Raw genomic sequence first — 16,858 nt, forward strand, 5'->3', positions numbered from 1 at the left:
GTCGGCGGGCACACTGTGTCGCGTGACGCCCGAGACGCATCCCACCGCCGAGCACGCGCGCCTCGCGGAGTCGCCGGGGGACCGCGGTGCGTGGCGCACCTGGGGCCCGTATCTCGCCGGGCGCCAGTGGGGGACCGTGCGCGAGGACTACTCGGCGGACGGCGACGCGTGGAACTCGTTTCCGTTCGATCACGCTCGGTCGCGGGCCTATCGGTGGGGCGAAGACGGGCTCGGGGGTATCTGCGATCGCTTCGGGTTTCTCAATTTCGCCGTGGCGCTGTGGAATCGGCGTGACCCGATTCTCAAGGAGCGGCTGTTCGGTCTGACCAACGGTGAGGGCAACCACGGGGAGGACGCCAAGGAGTACTGGTGGGCGATCGACGGCACGCCCACGCACAGCTGGATGTCGTGGCTCTACCGGTATCCGCAGGCCGAGTACCCGTACGAGCAGCTGCGCAGCGTCAACGCCGGCCGATCGCGCATGGAGCGCGAGTACGAGTTGGCCGACACCGGGGTCCTCGACGACAACCGCTTCTTCGACGTCACGGTGGAGTACGCCAAGGCCTCGCCCGACGACGTGTGCATCGTGATCGCGGTGACCAACCACGGCCCGGAGGCCGCGTCGGTCGACGTGGTGCCGCAGTTGTGGCTGCGCAACACCTGGGCGTGGGGCCGCGACGAGCGCACCGCGTCCATCGTCGACGCCACCGACGACGTCCTGCCGGGGGCGCTGTCCGCGGTGCGCGTGGACCACGAGTTCCTCGGCCGGTACTACCTCGCGGCGGAGGGGTCACCGCGAGTGTTGTTCTGCGACAACGAGACCGACGCGGTGGGGCTGTTCGGGGCCGAGAGCAACCGCTCGCGGTGGACGAAAGACGGCATCGACCGGGCGATCGTGCGCGGTGAGGACGACGCGGTCAATCCGGACGGGGTGGGCACGAAGTGCGCGTTCCACTACCCGATGGAGGACGTCGCGCCGGGGGAGACGCGTCGGGTGTCCCTGCGCCTGACGACGTCCATGCCCGACGCCGCCACGTTCGGCCCGTCGTTCGAGGTGGTGCGCACCGATCGCCGTGCGGAGGCGGATCGGTTCTACGACCACGTGATCGGGCCGTCGCTCTCGGACGCGGACCGCCACGTCGCGCGCCGTGCCTACGCCGGGCTGCTCTGGTGCAAGCAGCTCTACCGCTACGACGTGGCCGACTGGGCGGAGGGCGATCCGGTGGGATCGCCGGCGCCGGAGTCGCGTCGGTCGGCGACCGCGCGGAACGCGGCGTGGTCGCATTTCTCGCTCGCGGACGTCGTCTCGATGCCCGACGAGTGGGAGTACCCGTGGTTCGCGGCGTGGGATCTGGCGTTCCACACCATTCCGCTGGCGCACGTCGACCCGGACTTCGCCAAGGAGCAGCTGGTGCTGATGTGCCGCGAATGGGCGATGCACCCCAACGGGCAGCTCCCGGCCTACGAATGGGCATTCGGCGACGTCAACCCGCCCGTGCACGCGTGGGCGGTGTGGCAGGTCTACCGGATCGACGGCCACCGCGACCGGGAGTTCCTGGTGCGGGTCTTCACCAAGCTGTTGCTGAACTTCTCGTGGTGGGTCAACCGGAAGGACGCCGACGGCTCCAACATCTTCGAGGGCGGCTTCCTCGGGATGGACAACATCGGGCTGTTCAACCGGTCCGAACCGCTGCCGCCCGGGTTCCGGCTCGAACAGTCCGACGCCACCAGCTGGATGGCGTTCTACTGCCAGCAGATGTTCAAGATCGCCGTCGAACTCGCACGGTACGACTCCGCGTGGGACGACGCCGCCACCAAGTTCTTCGCCCACTTCCTGTCCATCGCGGACGCGGTGCGGACGTTCGGGTCCGCGCGACTGTCGTTGTGGCACGAGGAGGACGGGTTCTTCTACGACGTGCTGGCGCCGCCCAACGGCGAGCCCGTCCCGCTGCGGGTGCGGTCGATGGTGGGGCTGCTGCCGATCCTCGGCGCGACCGAGGTGCCCGACTGGGTCGGACGCGAGTGCCCCGACCTCGCGGCGCGTCTGCGGTGGCTGCAGCACCGGCGGCCCGGGCTGACCAGCGCGATGATGAGTCGGCGGGACGAGTCCGGAACGTGGCGGATGCTGCTCGCCCTCGTGGACCCGGTGCGGCTGCGTCGCATGCTCGAGCGGATGTTCGACCCCGCGGAGTTCCTGTCCCCGCACGGCATCCGGTCGCTCTCGGCGTCGTATCGCGACGGGTTGTCGATGGACGTGGACGGGCGGGCGTTGTCCATCGAATACGAACCGGGGGAGTCGCGCACCGAGATGTTCGGCGGCAACTCCAATTGGCGTGGGCCCGTGTGGTTCCCGGTCAACGTTCTGCTCGCGGACAAGCTGCGCGCCTACGGCCGCTACTTCGGCGACAGCTTCACCGTCGAGATTCCCACCGGCTCCGGGCGGGCGCACACGCTGGCCGAGGCGGCCACGGTCATCGAGACGGGGCTGGCCGATCTGTTCCGACCCGTCGACGGGCGTCGTCCTGCGGACGGCGAGCGCATCGAGGCCTCGATCGATCCGCTGTGGGCGAGCCACCCGACCTTCAACGAGTTCTTCGACGGCGACACCGGTGAGGGACTGGGCGCCAGTCATCAGACCGGGTGGACGGCGCTGGTGGCCCACCTGCTGAACCCCCGCGTTCCCACCCCGCCCACCGGTTCCGGCTGACCTGTCCGCGACGCGTATTACGGTGGCCCCATGCAGATCCACGGTGCCGTCCTCGAGCAGATCGGCCGGAGTCGACCGTTCGCCGACTCCCGCCCGCTGACCGTGTCGACCCTCGAGCTCGACCCGCCCGGTGCGGGCGAGATCCTGGTCCGCATCGAGGCGGCGGGGCTGTGCCACTCCGACCTCTCCGTGGTCGACGGCAACCGGGTGCGCCCGGTGCCGATGCTGCTCGGGCACGAGGCCGCGGGCATCGTCGAGGAGGTCGGCGACGGCGTCGACCTGCCCGTCGGTACCCGCGTGGTGATGACCTTCCTGCCGCGGTGCGGTGACTGCGCCGGCTGTCGGTCCGAGGGACGCACCCCGTGCATCCCCGGCAGCGCCGCGAACAACGCCGGGACGCTGCTCGGGGGCGACGTCCGGCTGCGCCGCGACGGCGAGACCGTCGCCCACCATCTCGGAGTGTCGGGATTCGCGACGCACGCCGTCGTGGACCGTCGGTCGGTGGTGCCGGTGGGTGACGACGTCCCACCCGCCGTCGCCGCGGTGCTCGGCTGCGCCGTCCTCACCGGCGGCGGCGCCGTCCTGAACGCGGCCGACCCGGCGCCGGGGAAGTCGATCATGGTGGTCGGACTGGGCGGGGTCGGGATGGCCGCCGTGCTGACGGCCGCGTCGCTCGGCCACGGCGAGGTCATCGGGGTGGACGCGATGGAGGACAAGCTCGACATCGCCACGGAGCTCGGCGCGACGGCCGTCTACACCCCGGATCGCTTGGCGGAGGCCGGGATCCGCGCCGACATCGTCATCGAGGCCGCGGGCAACGCTCGGGCGTTCGAGACGGCGTTCGCCGCGACGGCTCCCGGTGGCACCACCGTGACCGTGGGGCTGCCGTCACCCGACGCGCGGTCGTCGCTCTCCCCGCTGACCATGGTGGCCGAGGCGCGCACCATCGTCGGCAGCTACCTCGGCTCGGCGGTGCCGGAACGCGACATCCCGCTGTACGAACGGATGTGGCGTGAGGGGCGTCTGCCGGTGGAGAAGCTCGTCTCGTCGCGCATCACCCTCGACGAGATCAACGAGGGGATGGACCAGCTGGCCGAGGGACGCGCGATCCGTCAGGTCATCGAATTCCCGGCGGTCGACGGCCACTAGGCTGGCCGACGACCGTTCACCAACACAAGGGATCGATACCACGTGGCTGACACCATCGCCGTCGGAGTTCTGGGAGCAGCCGGAAAGGTGGGGGCCGCGGTGTGCGAGGCCGTCGACGCGGCCCCGGACACCACCCTGGTCGCCCGGGTCGACAAGGGCGACCGCATCGAGACGTTCGCCGAACAGGGCGCGTCGGTGGTCGTCGACTTCACCCATCCCGACGTGGTCATGGACAACCTCGAGTACCTCATCGGTGCGGGCATCCACGCCGTCGTCGGCACCACCGGGTTCGACGAGGAGCGCCTCGATCGCGTGCGGGGCTGGCTCGAGGCGTCCCCCGGCACCGGCGCGCTGATCGCGCCGAACTTCGCCATCGGCGCCGTCCTGTGCATGGCCTTCGCGCAGCAGGCCGCGCGCTTCTTCGACTCCGTCGAGGTGGTCGAACTGCATCACCCGAACAAGGCCGACGCCCCGTCGGGAACGGCGTACCGCACCGCTGCCCTGATCGCCGAGGCGCGCGCCGCCGCCGGCGTGGGGCCGAGCCCGGACGCCACCAGCACCGAGTTCGACGGAGCGCGCGGTGCGGACGTCGACGGCGTTCGCGTGCACTCCGTGCGTCTCGCCGGACTGGTGGCGCACCAGGAGGTGTTGCTGGGAACGCAAGGTGAGACCCTCACGATCCGCCACGATTCGCTCGACCGCACCTCGTTCACCCCGGGCGTGCTGCTCGGCGTGCGGAGCATCGCGTCGCGCCCCGGTCTGACGTTGGGCATCGAGCCGCTCATGGACCTGCGATGAGCCGGAACACCCGCGTCGTCACCGTCATCGCGGTGCTCGTCGTCGTCCTCGGCGTCTACTTCGTTCTTCTCGGCGGGCGGGGCTTCGAACTGATCCGGCTCGGCACTCCGGTGGGGATCGGGCTCGGTATCGGGGTTCTGCTGTTGCCCCTGATCGGGTTGTGGATCGTCGGCGCCACGCTGGTCGCCGGTTTCCGGCACCAGCACCTGGCGCAGCGCGCGCGCGACGAGGGCCGCGAACTCGACGTCGACGATCTGCCGCGCATGCCCTCCGGGCGGATCCAGCGCGATGCCGCCGACGAGTTGTTCGCGCGCGTCAAGGCGGAATACGAAGCGGCGCCGGACGACTGGATCACCAACTACCGCCTCGCGCGGGCGTACGACTACGCCGGCGACCGGTCGCGAGCCCGCGACATCATGCGGCGCGCCGTGGAACTCGAGCGAGCCGAGGGCGCGTGAGCACCCTCCTGGTGGTGCACCACACGCCGTCACCGCACTGCCAGGCCATGTTCGAGGCCGTGCTGCGCGGCGCCACCGATCCCGAGATCCAGGGGGTCGAGGTGGTCCGCCGCGCCGCGCTGTCGGTCTCCGCCAGCGACTTCCTCGCGGCGGACGGCTACGTGCTGGGGAGCCCCGCGAACCTCGGTTCGATCTCCGGCGCTCTGAAGCACGCCTTCGACGGGTCCTACTACCAGATTCTCGACTCCACCCGAGGCCGACCGTTCGGGCTCTACCTCCACGGCAACGAGGGAGTGGAGGGCGCCGAACGCGCGATCGACTCCATCACCACCGGACTCGGGTGGACCAAGGCCGCCGACTACGTCGCGATCTCGAACAAGCCCACCGCGCAGGACCTCGAGGCGTGCTGGGAGTTGGGCGCGACCGTGGCCGCCTCGCTGATGGACTGACCGCCGCGTCACCCCGCCTTCCGGTGTCGCATGGGGAGCGGTTGCGCCGGGGGTCTCGACCGGTAGGTGTGGCCGGTGGGGGTGCGGAACTCCACGGTGTGGACGTCTGCGTGGGCGCCGGTGCCGTCGGTGTCGTCGGTTCTGGTGGTGGCCCAGCCGTCGCCCTGCTTGGCGAGGTTGCACGCCGCGCACAGTCCGAGGCCGTTGTCGGCGGTGGTGGGTCCGCCGTCCTCGTGCGGGGTGATGTGGTCGTGATGCCGGATCGGGGCGTCGCACCACGGGGTGCGGCAGGTGCGGTCCCGCAGGTCGATCAACCGGGCCAAGCCGGTGGGGAAGCACCGGGCGACGGACTCCACGGCGGTGAGCTGCCCGTCGGTGGGGCGGGCGTAGAGCTTCCGCAGCGTCACCGCGGTGTCGGAGTCCACGGCGTCGTGAATCCACTCCCGTGCTGCCGCGGCGGGGATCGGCCCGTGCCCGGGGACCTCGGCGGGGATGTCGCTGCCGCCGAAAAGACTCTGGTCGGAGATCACGACCTGCACCGCCACCGGCGGGCTCAGGGGGTGGGCGAGTCCGATGGTCCGCTCGACGAGCAGGTCCGCCATGACCTGGTCGCGGGTGCGGCCGTCGGCGTCGCCGGTGGCGATGAGGGTGTCGGCGTCCCGCCGCAGGGTGGCCCAGACGCAGACGGCGCGGTCCATCGGCAGCAGGGCGCCGAGGTGGCCCATGAAGTCCGGCGCGGGGCGGACACTCACGCGGCGGTGCTGAACGCCGCGGGCTTTGCGGCGGGCGACGGCGGCGGCGTCGAGTTCGGCGGCCAGGCGTGCGGCCATCGCCGCGACGGTGCTGTCGCCCTTGCCGGTGAGGACGGTGGGGTCGGCGCAGAGCCGTTCGTCGACGATCCGGCGGTCGTCGGCGGTCAGGCAGGCGGTTTCGCGGACCAGGATCGTCGCTCGCCATTCGGAGAGGTCCCCGCGGCGCAGTTGTCCCAACGTGTGGGGCATGTCGGCGGTGAGGGCGCGGGCGAGGCCGAGGTGGGTGGTGCCGCGGTGTGGTGAGTCCTTCCGGGCGAGTCCGATCTGGGTGGCGATGCCGGTGTTCCACCGGGCGGCGGGTCGCCCAGCGTCGCGCCGCCCGCGTCGGATGGTGTCGGCCACCTGAGTGGTGAGGACCGCTTGCGCCCCCGCGGCGGCGGCTTTCAGCTCCTCGAGCGCGGTGATGGTCTCGACCGCCGCAGCGGCGTCGTCGATCCCGCCCTCGGACTCGGCACCGCTCACCGCGATGGCAGCGATGCGGCTCAGGAACCGTCGAATGTCGTTCGGCGACAACCCGTCACCACATGATCCGTCGTCCACGTGAATCCCCCCGATCTCGTGTCACCGACACCATGACACAGGGGTCCGACAGACGACGCGGGCCGCGTGGTCGGGCTACTCCGGCACGGTCAAGGGCGAGTCCGGGTCGGCCGGTTCCGCCACGAAGGGCGGCGGATCGGTCGGGTCGAAGGAGCTCGGGAGGGTGGCACAGGTGGCGCCGGGTTCGGGAAAGGTGTTGGGGTTCAGGCGCAGTGCGGTGACGAACCGATCGATGCGCTCGTCGTCGGCGTCGTCCACCTGGAGCCGGTGACCCCAGGACTGCAGGGAGATGGGTCGCTCCAACCCGGGGTAGGGCGACATCATCGTGTACGGCACCCCGTCGACGCGCCGAGCCAGGTCGGCCACGGCGTCGTCGTCGAGGGAGTCGGGGTCGTACGCGATCCACACCGCCCCGTGCTCGAGCGAATGCACCATGTTCTCGGTGCGCACCGGCACCGGGTAGACGACGCCCGTGCAGGTGGCCCACGCACCGTCGTGCCGTCCGCCCATCGGCGGCGAATAGCGGTACGACACACGGTAGTCCGGCAACACGTGATAGGCGGGTGGGTACTCCACCACCTCGATCCCCGGCAACGCCAGGGACGGATCGGGATTGTCGGCGGTGGGCACCCACGCGTCGGGCACGGCGCGCCCGGCCACCTCGGTGCTGCAGGCCGTCGTCGCGATCAGGACGGCGGCGAGCAGCAGTGCGGCGCGTGTCATGCCGCTCACCCTGCCAGGCCCGACCCGACCGTCGCGACGCAGAAGACCCGGCGGAACGGGAAGAACGTCGTTCCGTCCGCCCGAGCCGGGTACTCCCGGCGCAGCCGCTCCGCCAGTTCGGCCTCGAACTCCCGTCGGCCGTCGTCGTCGAGCACGTCGAACACCGGGGTCAGGGCCGTGCCTCGCATCCACTCCAGTACGGGGTCGGGTCCCGAGAGCTGCTGGACGTAGGTGGTCTCCCACGCGTCGACCGCGCAGCCGTGCTCGGTGAGAAGCGCGGCGTAGTCGGCGGGATCGTCCACGGCGTCGTCGTGGCGCAGCAGTCCCGCGGGAAGTCGATCGGACCACCCGGCCGACTCCGCGACCTCCCGCAGGGCACGGTGCGACGGTGCCCCGAAATTGCCCGGCATCTGCACCGCGATCACGGCGCCGCGGGGTAGTGCGCGGGCCCACGCGCCCAGCAGCTCGCGGTGTTCCGGAACCCACTGCAGGAGAGCGTTGGACACCACCAGGTCGGTGTCCTCGGTGGGCGTCCAGTCGCGCACGTCGCCCTGCTCGGCCGCGAGCCCGGTGCGGCGCGCTGCGGCCACCATCTCGGCGGACGAGTCGAGGGCGTCGAGAGCGGCGTCGGGCCACCGGTCGGCGAGCAGCCGGGTGGAGTTACCGGGCCCGCATCCGAGGTCGACGATGCGCCGAGGCGCGTCGAGGTCCACCCGGGCGATCAGCTCGACGAACGGTCGATGACGATGGTCGGCGTACCGCAGATACTGCGACGGGTTCCACATGGGCGCCTCCGTGGTCTGCTCAGCCTTACAGTACGACCGTACTGCAATACATGCCCGAGGAGGGTCCGTTCGGTGACGACGCCCGGTGTTCCGGCCTTGGTGACGGCCGGACTGATGTGGGGCACGGGGGGAGTGCTCGGCACCGCCTTCGGCGCGGCGGCGGACCTGCCGTCCACGGCGGTCGCGGCCTGTCGGCTCGGGGGCGGGGGCGTCCTGCTGGTCCTGTACGCCGTCGCCGGTGGACTCGGGCGACCGCACGGCACGGCCGCGTACCGCCGCATCGCGATCATCGGGGCGCTGGCCGCGGTATTCCAGGGCGCGTACTTCGCCGCCACCTCGCTGCTGGGCGTGGCCGCGGCGACGCTGGTGGCCATCGGGTCGGCTCCGGTGGTCTGCGTGGCCGTCGAATCGTTCACCGATCGACGACGCCCCGATCCCGTCGCCGTCCGCACGGTGGCGGTGGGGGTGATCGGACTGGTGTTCCTGGTGGGCGCGCCCGCGGACGTGCCGACGACGACCGCGGTGGTGGGCGCGGCGACGGCGCTGCTCTCCGGCACGTCGTTCGCCGCCATCACGTTGGTGGGACGACGTCCGGTCGCGGGACTGTCGGAATCGGCGATGACGGGGTGGTCCTTCCTCCTGGGCGGCGCGATCCTCGTGGCGGTGCTGGGGCCGACGGGCGGACTCCGCGCGCCGACGGTGACGGCGACGGCAGTGGTCCTGCTGCTGGCACTGGCGGTGATCCCGACCGCGGCCGCCTACACGTTCTGGTTCCGCGGACTCCGCACGGCACCGGCGTCCACGGCGACGGTGATCGGGTTGCTGGAACCGCTCACGGGTACGGTGCTGGCCATGATCGTGCTGGGCGAGCGGCTGACGCTCGTCGGTCTCGTCGGAGCCGCGTTGTTGCTGGTGGCGGTGGTCGACACGAGTCGTCCGCGGACCGTCCGTGCGTGAGGTCTCGGCCGCCGCGGCGCGGCGGATCGCGGTGGCCGCCCAGGGCTTCGGCCGGCTGCGGCCCACGTCGTCCGGTCGGCGCGCCGTGTCGTCGGTGCTCGCGACGACCCGTCTGCTGCAGATCGATTCCGTGGCCGCCGCCGTCCGCGCCCACTACGCGCCCGTGTTCAGCCGCGTCGGTCCCTACGACCGTGCCGCGCTGGACACCGCCGCGTGGTCGAACACGGCCCGATCCCCACGCCTGATGGTCGAGTACTGGGCGCACGAGGCCGCGTTCGTCCCCGTCGAGGACTGGCCCTTGCTGCGGTGGCGCATGGACCGCTACGTGCACGGCCGGTGGGGCGGCGCGCAGCGCGTCGCCGAACGCCACCCCCGCCTGGTCGACGACGTCCTGGACGCGATCCGCGACGGCGGCCCCGCGACCGCACGGGACCTCGAGGTGGCGCTCGATCGTCGGCGCCCCGGGCCCAAGGGGCCCTGGTGGGACCACAGCGACGTCAAGGTGGTCTGCGAGCAACTCTTCGCGAGCGGCGTGCTGACGGTGCCGCGACGGACCAATTTCGTGCGGGTCTACGACCTCACCGACCGGGTTCTGCCCCCGGACGTCGCGGCGCGGCGCATCCCCGAGGACGACGCGGTGCGCCGTCTCGTCGACCACTCGGCCGCCGCGATGGGCATCGCGACCGCGACCGACCTGCGCGACTACTACCGGCTCTCCGCGGCGCAGACCGCCGCTGCCCTCACCGACCTCGTCGACGAGGGACGCGTCGTGCCGACGACGGTCGCCGGATGGAAGGACCCGGCCTACCTGCACGCCGATGCCCGCCGGCCCCGCGCCGTCGACACGGCCGCGTTGCTCTGCCCGTTCGACCCGCTCGTCTTCGGCCGGGCCCGCACCGAGCGCGTCTTCGACTTCCACTACCGGATCGAGATCTACACGCCCGAAGCGCAGCGACGCTACGGCTACTACGTCTTCCCGTTCCTGCTGAACGACGAGCTGGTCGCGCGCGTCGACCTGCGGGTGGACCGTGCCGCCGGGGTCCTGACCGTGCCGGGGGCGTTCACCGAGGACTCGGTCGACGCGCGGGGTCGCCGCGCCGAGGTCGCGGCCGCCCTGGCGGGCTCGGTGCGGGCGATGGCCGCGTGGCTGGACGTCGACGTCGCCGTGGGTGAGCGCGGCGACCTGGCCGCCGACCTGCGGGCCGCCGTCTCCTAGGCTTCCCGGGTGCACACCGCTCCGCTGTCCGTCTCCCTGATCGCGCTCACCGACTTCCAGCGGCCGGACGACGTGCCGTGGGAGACCGACGCGGAGGGCGGCGAGGCGCTGGTCGAATTCGCCGGGCGGGCCTGCTACCAGAGTTGGGACAAGCCGAACCCGCGCACCGCCACCAACGCCGGATATCTGCGCCACCTTCTCGCGGTGGGCAACTTCTCCGTGCTCGAACACGCGACCGCGAGCTTCTACGTCACGGGCATCTCCCGCTCCTGCAGTCACGAGCTCATCCGGCACCGGCACTTCTCGTTCTCGCAGTTGTCCCAGAGATCGGTCAGCGAACGCGACGCGCGCATGGTCGTCCCGCCGGCCATCGACGCCGACGAGACCCTCCGCGACCTCTTCCGCGAGGCGACGGACGAGTCCCGGGCGGCCTACGACCGCCTGCTGACCGCCCTCGAGGCCGCCGCCGGGCCGGACGCTCCCGCCGTCGTCGCCGGCAAGCAGGCCCGCCAGGCCGCGCGGTCGGTCCTGCCCAACGCCGTCGAGACGCGGCTCGTGGTGACCGGCAACTTCCGCTCGTGGCGCCACTTCGTCACCATGCGCGCGACCGAGCACGCCGATCTGGAAATCCGCCGACTCGCCGTGGCCTGCCTGCGACGACTCGCAGAGGTGGCGCCCGCCGTCTTCGGCGACTTCGAGATCCGCACGCTCCCGGACGGAACCGAGGTGGCGCGCTCGTCGTACCCGGGGGAGTGAGCGACGGATCCACCCCTGACGGCGGGTAATCTTCCGGACCATGATCACCGGTGACCCCACCACGCATGTGGGAATTGTGCGCCCCGACCACGCGACCGCCACCGTGGGCCCGAAGTCGCCGTTCGGCACGGTGTCCGTCGCCATGGTGACGCCGTTCACCTCCGCCGGGGCACTCGACGTCGACGCCGCGGTGTCGCTGGCCGCGCACCTGGTCGACTCCGGCTGCGACGGCCTCGTCGTCTCCGGCACCACCGGTGAATCGCCCACCACCACGGACCGCGAGAAGGCGGACCTGCTCCGCGCCGTCGTCGACGCCGTGGGCGACCGCGCCCGCGTCGTCGCGGGCGCCGGCACCAACGACACCGCCCACAGCGTCGAGTTGGCGCGCACCGCCGCGGCGGCGGGCGCCCACGGTCTGCTGGTCGTCACCCCGTACTACTCCCGGCCGCCCCAGGCGGGCCTGCTCGCGCACTTCGCGACGGTCGCCGACGCGACGGACCTGCCCGTGATGCTCTACGACATCCCGCCGCGCTCGGTGGTGCCCATCGAGAGCGACACGCTCCGGCGCCTCGCGGACCACCCCAACATCGTGGCCGTCAAGGACGCCAAGGGCGACCTGGCCTCCGGCGCCGAGATCATCGCCGAGACCGGCCTGCAGTACTTCTCGGGTGACGACCCGTTGAATCTCCCGTGGCTCAGTGTCGGAGCCGTCGGGTTCGTCAGTGTCATCGGCCATCTCGTGCCCGGACCGCTGCGTGAGCTGCACGCCGCCTGGTCCGCCGGCGACGTGGCCACCGCGCAGCGGATAAACGTCCGACTGCTCCCCATCGTCCGATCGGTCGCGCGTCTCGGCGGCGTCACGGCATCGAAGGCCGGGCTTCGCCTGGTCGGTATCGACGTCGGTGACCCGCGCCTGCCGCAGGTCGCGCCGACCACCGAACAGATCGACGCACTCGCCGTCGATCTCCACCACGCAGGAGTTCTCACATGACCCGACCGCCCCGGCGGCGATCCGCCTCTCGACGCGCCGGCCCGCCGGCGCCGCCGACGGCACCCTCCGCATCCCGGCCGGCGGCGTCCGCGCCGCGCGTGCCGCAAAATTCGGCCGCCACGCAGCGGCCGGATTCGCGCGCTGCCGCGACGCAGCGGCCGGATTCGCGAGCTGCCGCGACGCAGCGGCCGGATTCGCGAGCTGCCGCGACGCAGCGGCCGGACACCCGCAGCACGGTCGACCACAGCGGTCGTCTCGGCACCCCGCCCAAGGCCCCGAAGAAGGGGTTGCGCGTCGTCGCTCTCGGCGGCATCGGCGAGATCGGCCGCAACATGACGGTGTTCGAGCACCAGGGCAAGTTGCTCATCGTCGACTGCGGCGTGCTGTTCCCCGAGGACCAGCAGCCCGGCGTCGACCTGATCCTTCCGGACTTCCGCCACATCGAGAACCGGATGGACGACGTGGTCGCCCTGGTGCTCACCCACGGGCACGAGGACCACATCGGCGCCGTGCCGTTCCTGCTGCGCCTGCGCCCCGACATCCCGGTGATCGGCGCGAAGTTCACCCTGGCCCTGCTCGCCGCGAAGTGCCGCGAGCACCGGCAGCGGCCCAACCTCGTGGAGGTCCGCGAGGGCGACTCCACCCAGCACGGCCCGTTCGACCTCGAGTACTTCGCGGTCAACCACTCGATTCCCGACGCGCTGGCCATCGCCATCCGCACCGACGCGGGCGTGGCGCTCCACACCGGTGACATCAAGCTCGACCAGCTGCCGCTCGACGGTCGCCTGACCGACCTCGGCGGCTTCGCCCGCCTCGGCGACGAGGGCGTGGACCTGTTCCTGGTCGACTCCACCAACGCCGAGGTGCCGGGGTTCGTCACCCCCGAGCGCGAGATCGGCGGCGTGCTGGACACGGTCATCGGCAAGGCGAGGAACCGCGTCATCGTCGCGTCGTTCGCCTCGCACGTGCACCGCATCCAGCAGGTCATCGACGTGGCGGCCCGGTACGGCCGCAAGGTGGCGTTCGTGGGTCGCTCGATGGTGCGCAACATGGCGATCGCGCAGGAACTCGGCTACCTCACGGTGCCCGACGGCGTCGAGGTCGACATGGACACCGCCACCAAGCTGCCCGACGACCGGCTCGTCCTCATCTCCACCGGCTCGCAGGGCGAGCCGCTGTCGGCGCTGTCGCGGATGGCGCGCGGCGAGCACCGCCAGATCAACGTGCGTGCCGACGACCTCGTCGTCCTGGCGTCGTCGTTGATCCCCGGCAACGAGAACTCCGTGTTCGCCGTCGTCAACGGGCTAGCCAAGCGCGGCGCCAAGGTCATCACCCAGCAGAGCGCCAAGGTGCACGTCTCCGGCCACGCGTCGGCCGGCGAGTTGCTCTACCTCTACAACGCGGTGCGCCCGACCAACGCCATGCCGGTGCACGGCGAGTGGCGGCACCTGCGGGCCAACGCGGCTCTCGCCGCCGCCACCGGTGTGCCGGAGGAGCGCATCGTTCTCGCGGAGGACGGCGTCGTCGTCGACATGGTCGACGGTCTGGCGAAGGTGGTCGGTCAGGTCCCGGTCGGCCACGTGTACGTCGACGGCCTCTCGGTGGGCGACGTCGGCGACTCGACCCTGTCCGATCGACTGGTACTGGGCGAGGGCGGGTTCATCGCCATCACCATGGCCGTCGACGCCGCCACGGGGCGCTCCGTCGGGACGCCCGAGGTCTCCGGTCGCGGCTTCTCCGACGATCCCGACGCGCTCGGCGAGGCGGCGAAGCTGGTCGAGAGCGAAATGGTGCGCCTCGCGGGCGAGGGCGTCAAGGACACGCACCGCATCGCGCAGGCCGTGCGGCGCGTCGTCGGTCGGTGGGTGGCGGACAAGTACCGTCGTCGCCCGATGATCGTGCCGACGGTGCTCGAGGTGAACACCGACTGACGCAGTCGGGTTGGGTGGGGCTCCGGCGTCCTCTCAGGACGCGAGGAGCCGCCAGAGTCCCACCAACCCGATCGCCACGATGCACAGTCGCAGGGCGGTGGGGGACAGGCGTCGGCCGTACTTCGCGCCGACCACCCCACCGACCAGGGAACTGACGGCGATCAGTCCCGCAGCGGCCCAACTGATCCGATCGAACGCGAGCAGCGTGAAGGACAGCGCGGCGACGATGTTGACCACCAGCGAGAGCAGGTTCTTCGCGGCGTTCATCCGCTGCATGCTCTCCGGGAGCAGGGCGCCCATCACGCCCATCAGCAGAATGCCCTGCGCGGCGGTGAAGTAGCCCCCGTAGACGCCGACGGCGAAGGTGCCGACTATCAGCAGCGCGAACCGTCCCCGGCCGAGGCCGGACTCGGCGCTGCGCTCGGACCGCTGCTGGGCCCACCGCTGGATGCGGGGGCCGGCCAGCACGAGCACCAGCGCCAGGATCAGCAGCACCGGAACGACGGCGGTGAAGGTCTTCTCGGGCAGGTGGCGCAGCAACCAGGCGCCCAGGATTCCGCCGAGGAGCGACCCGGGCAACTGCCACTTCAGCCGTCCCCACTGGCCCTTCAGTTCCTCGCGGTAGCCCCAGGTACCGGAGGCCGATCCCGCGACGAGGCCGATGGCGTTGCTCATGGTCGCGGTCACCGGGGGGTAGCCGAACGCGATGAGGGTGGGGAAGGTGACCAGCGTTCCGGACCCCACGATGGCGTTGATCGCGCCGGCCGCGAAGCCCGCGAGCAGGATCAGGACGATTTCGGTGACCGGCACGACTGGGACGCTACGACACGGCTAGATTCGTCTCGCATGAGCCTTGCCCACGACGAACGCCTCCGCCTGGTCGACACCATGAGCTCGGCCGGCCCCGACGCCCCGACCCTGTGCGGGGAGTGGACGGTGCGCGATCTCGCCGCCCATCTCGTCGTCCGCGAACGGCGCCCCGATGCGTCCGTCGGGATCCTGCTCCCGCCCCTGGCCGGCTACACGCAGTCGGTGCAGGACGGCGTCGCGCGGCGGCCGTTCGACCGGTTGCTCGCCGACGTGCGGTCGGGTCCGCCGATCTGGTCGCCGTTCAAGCTGCTCGACGCCGTGGCGAACATCGGCGAGATGTTCGTCCATCACGAGGACGTACGGCGCGGGCGCGGTGTCGTCGAGCCCCGCGACCTCGATCGCGGTCTCGAGAAGGCGCTCTGGGGTCTCGGCGGCCTGATGGGACGCAAGGCGTACCGGTCGTCCCCGGTGACCGTGGTGTGGGAGGCGCCGGAGTTCGGGACGCGGTCCTTCGGGTCCGGTTCCCGGCGTGTCGTCCTGCGGGGACCGGCGTCGGAGTTGGCGCTGCACGCCTTCGGGCGCGACGCCGTCGCGCTGGAGTTCGACGGGGACGAGGCCGACGTCGCCGCGGTGAAGGCGCTCGACCGGTCGTTCTGACGGCGTGGTGCTCGTGTTGCGGATGGTCCTCGTGAGGTTCGACCGACTAACCTGAGCGGTATGGCAGGCAAGGCGAGTACGCGCGCGTCCCGATCCGGTACGACCGGATCGTCCCGGTCGACCGCCGCGCGCGGCGGGTCGGGCGGCCGCACCGTCACCACCCCCCGCAAGCCGACCGCTCCCCGGAAGACCGCCGGGTCGAGCAAGGCCGCCGGATCGAGCAGGGCGGCGGCTTCACGCAAGCCCGCCGCGTCCCGTGGCGGGACGGGCCGCGCACCCGCCCGCAGGACCACGTCCGGCCCGTCGGCCGGTGGCAATGCCGTCCGCGCCGTCGGCCGCGGTATCGCGTCGGGGTGGGCCCTCGCCGCGAGAGGTGTCGGCGCGACCACCCGCACCGTCGGTCGGGCCGGCGACATCGAGCACGGTCACCGGCGCGACGGACTCGCGCTGGGCGCGCTGGCGATCAGCGTCGTCGTCGCGGCCGGGCTGTGGTTCTCCGCCGGCGGCCCGGTGGGGGAGTGGATCGAGATCGGGCTCCGCGCGATGGTCGGCAGCGCGGCCATGGTGTTGCCGCTGCTCGGCGTCGCGCTCGCCGTCGCGCTCATGCGGACCGAACCGAAGCCCGACGACCGCCCGCGGGTGGTCCTCGGCTCGCTGCTCGTCGGTCTCCCCGTGCTGGGCCTGTGGCATCTGGGCGCGGGCTCGCCGACCGACGCGGACGGTCGCGCCACGGGTGGCGGCGTCCTGGGATTCGTCGTCGGTGGTCCTCTGGCCGGCGGTGTGACCGTGTGGTTGGCGGTTCCGTTGCTCCTGCTCGCCATCCTGTTCGGCGTTCTGCTGCTCACCGGGACGACGGTGCGCGACGTCCCGGATCGGCTGCGGTCGCTCTTCGGCACCGCCAGCGGCGGCGACGAGTACGACGACTACACGGCCGACGGTTACCACGACGCCTACGGGACCGACTACGCCGACGGTGACGACCTCGACCCGTACGCCGCGGAGCCCGGGTACGGCGATCCGCTCGACGTCGCGCTCATGCGGACCGAACCGAAGCCCGACGACCGCCCGCGGGTGGTCCTCGGCTCGCTGCTCGTCGGTCTCCCCGTGCTGGGCCTGTGG

16 protein-coding genes are annotated in these 16,858 nt (G+C 71.8%); 12 read left to right on the forward strand and 4 right to left on the reverse strand.

The genetic code is table 11. The features are described 5' to 3' along the window. Positions 1-22 precede the first annotated feature (22 nt). Genes HQ603_RS11675 through HQ603_RS11695 form a run of 5 tightly spaced genes read left to right on the forward strand, consistent with a single transcriptional unit; the run spans position 23 to position 5,561 of the window. Entirely contained in the window at positions 23-2,707 is a 2,685-nt protein-coding gene (locus HQ603_RS11675; RefSeq protein ID WP_222684702.1) for an MGH1-like glycoside hydrolase domain-containing protein, read from the forward strand. A gap of 30 nt (positions 2,708-2,737) precedes the next feature. After that, positions 2,738-3,856 carry an alcohol dehydrogenase catalytic domain-containing protein gene (locus HQ603_RS11680; protein ID WP_222684703.1) on the forward strand — a complete coding sequence of 373 codons (1,119 nt, stop codon included), beginning with the start codon at positions 2,738-2,740 and terminating at the stop codon, positions 3,854-3,856. 42 nt (positions 3,857-3,898) lie between these two features. Next, positions 3,899-4,654, forward strand: a complete 756-nt coding sequence (dapB, locus tag HQ603_RS11685) for a 4-hydroxy-tetrahydrodipicolinate reductase (RefSeq protein WP_222684704.1) — start codon at positions 3,899-3,901, stop codon at positions 4,652-4,654. Further along, a complete protein-coding gene (locus HQ603_RS11690; protein ID WP_222684705.1) occupies positions 4,651-5,112 on the forward strand; it encodes a hypothetical protein in 462 nt (153 codons plus the stop codon). Before dapB ends, HQ603_RS11690 begins: the two co-directional genes overlap by 4 nt. A gap of 47 nt (positions 5,113-5,159) precedes the next feature. Next, positions 5,160-5,561 (forward strand): flavodoxin family protein, encoded by a 402-nt coding sequence (locus HQ603_RS11695; RefSeq protein WP_261773745.1) that lies wholly within the window; start codon positions 5,160-5,162, stop codon positions 5,559-5,561. Between the two features lie 8 nt (positions 5,562-5,569). Here HQ603_RS11695 and HQ603_RS11700 read toward each other — a convergent pair whose 3' ends face one another. From HQ603_RS11700 to HQ603_RS11710, 3 genes are all read right to left on the reverse strand, one after another. Beyond that, on the reverse strand, positions 5,570-6,913 hold the full coding sequence (locus HQ603_RS11700; protein WP_308126480.1) for an HNH endonuclease: 1,344 nt from the start codon (positions 6,911-6,913) through the stop codon (positions 5,570-5,572). Positions 6,914-6,988: 75 nt separating this feature from the next. Continuing rightward, positions 6,989-7,636, reverse strand: a complete 648-nt coding sequence (locus HQ603_RS11705) for a DUF3105 domain-containing protein (RefSeq protein ID WP_222684707.1) — start codon at positions 7,634-7,636, stop codon at positions 6,989-6,991. Positions 7,637-7,641: 5 nt separating this feature from the next. Continuing rightward, entirely contained in the window at positions 7,642-8,421 is a 780-nt protein-coding gene (locus HQ603_RS11710) for a trans-aconitate 2-methyltransferase (protein WP_222684708.1), read from the reverse strand. A 72-nt stretch (positions 8,422-8,493) separates the two neighbouring features. Between HQ603_RS11710 and HQ603_RS11715 the strand changes: the two genes are divergently transcribed. Genes HQ603_RS11715 through HQ603_RS11735 form a run of 5 tightly spaced genes read left to right on the forward strand, consistent with a single transcriptional unit; the run spans position 8,494 to position 14,272 of the window. Beyond that, positions 8,494-9,378 (forward strand): DMT family transporter, encoded by an 885-nt coding sequence (locus HQ603_RS11715; protein WP_222684709.1) that lies wholly within the window; start codon positions 8,494-8,496, stop codon positions 9,376-9,378. Continuing rightward, positions 9,371-10,594, forward strand: a complete 1,224-nt coding sequence (locus HQ603_RS11720) for a winged helix-turn-helix domain-containing protein (RefSeq protein ID WP_222684710.1) — start codon at positions 9,371-9,373, stop codon at positions 10,592-10,594. The genes HQ603_RS11715 and HQ603_RS11720 overlap by 8 nt, the downstream gene beginning before the upstream one ends. A gap of 9 nt (positions 10,595-10,603) precedes the next feature. Beyond that, positions 10,604-11,350 (forward strand): FAD-dependent thymidylate synthase, encoded by a 747-nt coding sequence (gene thyX / locus HQ603_RS11725; protein ID WP_222684711.1) that lies wholly within the window; start codon positions 10,604-10,606, stop codon positions 11,348-11,350. 40 nt (positions 11,351-11,390) lie between these two features. Next, the gene (dapA, locus tag HQ603_RS11730) at positions 11,391-12,341 is read left to right on the forward strand and encodes a 4-hydroxy-tetrahydrodipicolinate synthase (RefSeq protein ID WP_222684712.1); all 951 of its coding nucleotides are present in this window, start codon (positions 11,391-11,393) and stop codon (positions 12,339-12,341) included. Beyond that, positions 12,338-14,272, forward strand: a complete 1,935-nt coding sequence (locus tag HQ603_RS11735) for a ribonuclease J (protein WP_222684713.1) — start codon at positions 12,338-12,340, stop codon at positions 14,270-14,272. Before dapA ends, HQ603_RS11735 begins: the two co-directional genes overlap by 4 nt. Positions 14,273-14,305: 33 nt before the next feature. Here the strand turns inward: HQ603_RS11735 and HQ603_RS11740 are convergent, their stop codons facing one another. Beyond that, positions 14,306-15,082 (reverse strand): sulfite exporter TauE/SafE family protein, encoded by a 777-nt coding sequence (locus HQ603_RS11740; RefSeq protein WP_222684714.1) that lies wholly within the window; start codon positions 15,080-15,082, stop codon positions 14,306-14,308. Between the two features lie 36 nt (positions 15,083-15,118). On the opposite strand from HQ603_RS11740, the gene HQ603_RS11745 reads away from it, so the two are divergent. Further along, positions 15,119-15,739 (forward strand): TIGR03085 family metal-binding protein, encoded by a 621-nt coding sequence (locus HQ603_RS11745; RefSeq protein ID WP_222684715.1) that lies wholly within the window; start codon positions 15,119-15,121, stop codon positions 15,737-15,739. Between the two features lie 60 nt (positions 15,740-15,799). After that, positions 15,800-16,858, forward strand: a 1,059-nt coding sequence (locus tag HQ603_RS11750) for a DNA translocase FtsK 4TM domain-containing protein (RefSeq protein ID WP_222684716.1), incomplete at its 3' end; no start/stop codon positions are given.

The sequence above is a fragment of the Rhodococcoides corynebacterioides genome (assembly GCF_019834675.1).
Lineage (GTDB): Bacteria > Actinomycetota > Actinomycetes > Mycobacteriales > Mycobacteriaceae > Rhodococcoides > Rhodococcoides corynebacterioides_A.